Source organism: Microbacterium sp. ISL-103 (assembly GCF_018613995.1).
GTDB lineage: Bacteria > Actinomycetota > Actinomycetes > Actinomycetales > Microbacteriaceae > Microbacterium.
On the sequence record NZ_JAGGPD010000129.1, the window covers coordinates 1 to 3,523 of the forward strand.

Here is a 3,523-nt window from a genome sequence, read left to right on the forward strand (position 1 = left end):
GGCTCCGCCGAGGGTCTCGTTGTAGGCCACGATGTCTCCGGTCGGAACGTGGCTGATAACGACGATCGACAGAGCCTGACCCGCTCCGGTGAGCCGTCTCTCGCGGCGTACGACGCGTTGCGCATCCCACTCCTCGGCGACGAAGTCCATCTCGCCGCTCGGGGCATCGGTCGACAGCCGAGCGAGGATGCTCGCATAGCCGTCACGGAACTCGGGCGGTGTCGGTGCCTCCCATTGGAGTACTCGATAGTCACCGCCCGCGACGTCCTGCGCCGCCTCCAGAGCGGCGTGCAGCGGCGCCGGGTCCGATCGCAGATCGAGCTCGCTGTTGCGTTCGACCTGTTCGAAGTCGTATCCGCGGGCTTCGAGAGCGTCCGACAGCGGAATCGCCGGAATGCGACCCCACCCCGTCTTCGGCGAGATCATGCGTTCCGATGCGATCGGTCGGTGCAACGTCCAGATCTGCACCAGCGAGCGACCGTGGGCGCGGGCCTCCGACTCGGCGAGCGACAGGAGAGCGTCTTCGACACCGATTCCCCAGTGCCTCTCCGGCACCAGGAGGTCTGCCTCCGCCGCGTGCGCCTCCGCTTCCTGGGGATAAGAGATCGTGATCATGCCGACGATCTCGTCACCGTGCCTCGCGACGAATCCAGTCTGGAGTGTGTCACTGGGGTCCCGCCAGGACGCGAGCATCTGCGCGGCGTCCGGGGCTATGTCCGGCAGGCCCACCAGCTCATCGCAGATCTGCCGGTTGAGGTCTCCGTACGCACGGAAGTCCGCGGCGGCCGGGGCGTCCAGCGCGACGGGGACGGCGAGCGGCGCGATGGTCAGGGTGGTGGTGTTCATGACAGTTCCTTCTTCCAGGCGCCTTCGTAGGCGATGGCCGTGAAACCCATGGCCTCGTTGATCGCGAGCATCGGCCGGTTCTCCTCGGCGTTGTATGTGATGACCTCGCGCGATCCGGGTGCGGCGTCTCTCCAAGACAGCAGAGCGGCGCACTTCACCAGCTGGCCGAGCCGGTGACCCCGGTGCTCCTCGAGCACGAGCGTGTCGTGCTGGATCGTCGTCGCAGCGGGGTCCGCGTCGATGCCGAGTTCGGTGAAAGCGGCGAGCTCGCCGGATGCGATGTGCTGAGCGACCGTGACCTGCATCGTCTGGCCCATCTCTTCGACTCGCTTCTCGCCCGCGATCAGGCGCTCGGCATCCCACGCCTCCTCGTCGGTCTCGAGATCGGCGGAGGGCGCATCCGTCGACATGCGCGATTTGAGCCAGGCGTAGCCCTCGACATGCTCGGCCGGCGTGGGCAGCATCCACCGGAGCACGCGATAGTCCTGCGACAGCGCACGCGCTTCGTCGAGCAGCTCGGAGGCCCGACGCATCGCCGTGTCTGTCACCTCGAGACGGCTCACCCGGTACACCTGTTCGAGGGTGAACCCATGACGGCTGAGGAATCGGGCGACGTGGTCGTCGGGCACGCTGCCGAATCCCGTCCTGGCGTCGAGGCGGGGGCCGTCGCTCGCCTGCTGCTCCGTCCAGTTCTGGATGACGGTGCGATCGTGCAGCCGCGTGAACGCCTCGACGTGCGGGAGGATGGCTGTTCCGATGCCTCGTCCCCACACTCGCGGATGGATCTCGATCGACGCGATGGCGACCCGTGAACCCTCTTCGTGCGGGATGTCGATCACGGTGCGGCCCACGATCTCGCCGTCCACCCGGACGGCCCACACCGCCGTGGTGCGCTCCTTGCGGGAGCGGAGGATCGGAAGGAGGGCCTCCGGAGTGAGGTCCTGCTCTGTGCGCCCGGTCAGTTCGCGATAGACGGCGTTGCGCACGCGGGCGAGTTCACGGAACTCGCCCGCGTCGGCGGCATCCGCCCGCGCCGGCAGCACGAGCGGATGCAGCGATGCATCTGTGGTGAGCGGAATGCTCATTCTGTTCTCCAGGTCAGCGCAGCTGACGCTGCAGGTCGAAGGTGAGCAGGGCGTGGGTCTCGGCGACCGTGCGGGGGCGCCGATCGAGATGCAGCGCGTCGACGTCGGCTGATGATGCGGTGAGTCCTGTCCGCCGAGGGCGCTGCGCCCGTTGGAGCAGCCAGAGGCCGATCCGCAGGGAGAGACGATCTGCGAGCGCGAGACGCTGCAGTTCGTCGGGTGCGGGGATGTGGAGGACCAGCTGGTCCTCGGTATCGGGAGGATGGGGGATGCTGCGGTACAGCGTGCTATTCACGATGAATCCTTCGAGGAAGAGTGATGTGTGGGTGAGACGAGCGCCTGGCAGACCGCAGAGCGGGGTCCGGACGACGCGGAGGGTCGCGAGCCCGGGCTCGCGAGAAGGCGATCGCCGGGGTCGGCGGGGATCCGTGATCCGATACGGATCAGAGGGTGTGCGCGGTGACACGCGGCTGAGGGGTGTCCCTCATCGGGCGGCGACCTGCGGACGGTGCAGGGCAGAGTCCTCGACTGCGGTTCTAGGAGAGCGCAGTGGTGCGGACGCCGGCGGTTACCGAGTGCGCAAGGCGCGGCGCGAATGGCGCGGCGAGGCCAGTGGCCTGAGCGTTGAGCTGAGTGATCATCGGTAACCTCCCTTCGTGTGGCGATCCGGAGGTTACGGTAGCGAATCCCGGGCGTGTCCGTCAAGCACTTCCGGCGTGGGTCGGCGTGTCGCGGCGGATTCGGGTTCGCTGCGATCCCGCGCGGGATGCCGGTTCTGACCCGTCATTCCGGTAGCGTATGGGCGTGATTCACCCCCGAAGCGCGGTACGCGCATGCATCTGAAGAGCCTGACCCTCAAGGGGTTCAAGTCCTTCGCGCAGCCGACCAGCTTCGTCTTCGAACCCGGGGTCACCTGCATCGTCGGGCCCAACGGATCCGGCAAGTCCAACGTCGTGGACGCGCTCGCCTGGGTCATGGGCGAGCAGGGGGCGAAGACCCTCCGCGGCGGCAAGATGGAGGACGTCATCTTCGCCGGGACTTCGACCAGGGGGCCGCTCGGTCGCGCCGAGGTGCAGCTCACGATCGACAACAGCGACGGAGCGCTGCCGATCGAGTTCGCCGAGGTCACCATCAGCAGAACGCTCTTCCGCAACGGCTCCAGCGAGTACGCGATCAACGGCGAGAACTGTCGGCTGCTCGATCTGCAGGAGCTGCTCAGCGATTCCGGACTCGGACGCGAGATGCATGTCATCGTCGGTCAGGGCCGTCTGGACACCGTGCTGCAGGCGTCGCCCGAGGACCGTCGTGGGTTCATCGAAGAGGCCGCCGGCATTCTCAAGCACCGCCGGCGCAAGGAGAAGACCCTCCGAAAGCTCGACGCGATGGAGACCAACCTCACTCGCCTGAGCGACCTCGCGGGGGAGATCAGACGTCAGCTCAAGCCCCTGGGCCGCCAGGCGGAGATCGCCCGAGAAGCCCAGACGATCGCCGCTGTCGTCCGTGACGCCAAGGCGCGCATCCTCGCCGACGACGTCGTCGCGCTGCGCACAGCCCTCGCCGACCACACGCCCCCGCAGCACGAACGGCACACC

General features: G+C 67.5%; 4 protein-coding genes. 1 reads left to right on the forward strand and 3 read right to left on the reverse strand.

Annotation, left to right across the window (positions count from 1 at the left end):
• The 3 genes from J7E68_RS05640 to J7E68_RS05650 form a co-directional block, all read right to left on the reverse strand.
• A partial coding sequence (locus tag J7E68_RS05640) for a GNAT family N-acetyltransferase (protein WP_215170647.1) occupies positions 1-846 on the reverse strand: 846 nt, incomplete at its 3' end.
• Positions 843-1,931 carry a GNAT family N-acetyltransferase gene (locus J7E68_RS05645; protein ID WP_215170649.1) on the reverse strand — a complete coding sequence of 363 codons (1,089 nt, stop codon included), beginning with the start codon at positions 1,929-1,931 and terminating at the stop codon, positions 843-845. The genes J7E68_RS05645 and J7E68_RS05640, both read right to left, overlap by 4 nt.
• Before the next feature lie 13 nt (positions 1,932-1,944).
• On the reverse strand, positions 1,945-2,226 hold the full coding sequence (locus tag J7E68_RS05650) for a hypothetical protein (RefSeq protein WP_215170651.1): 282 nt from the start codon (positions 2,224-2,226) through the stop codon (positions 1,945-1,947).
• A 538-nt stretch (positions 2,227-2,764) separates the two neighbouring features.
• Between J7E68_RS05650 and J7E68_RS05655 the strand changes: the two genes are divergently transcribed.
• The coding region (locus J7E68_RS05655; RefSeq protein WP_215170653.1) for an AAA family ATPase at positions 2,765-3,523 on the forward strand (759 nt) is incomplete at its 3' end.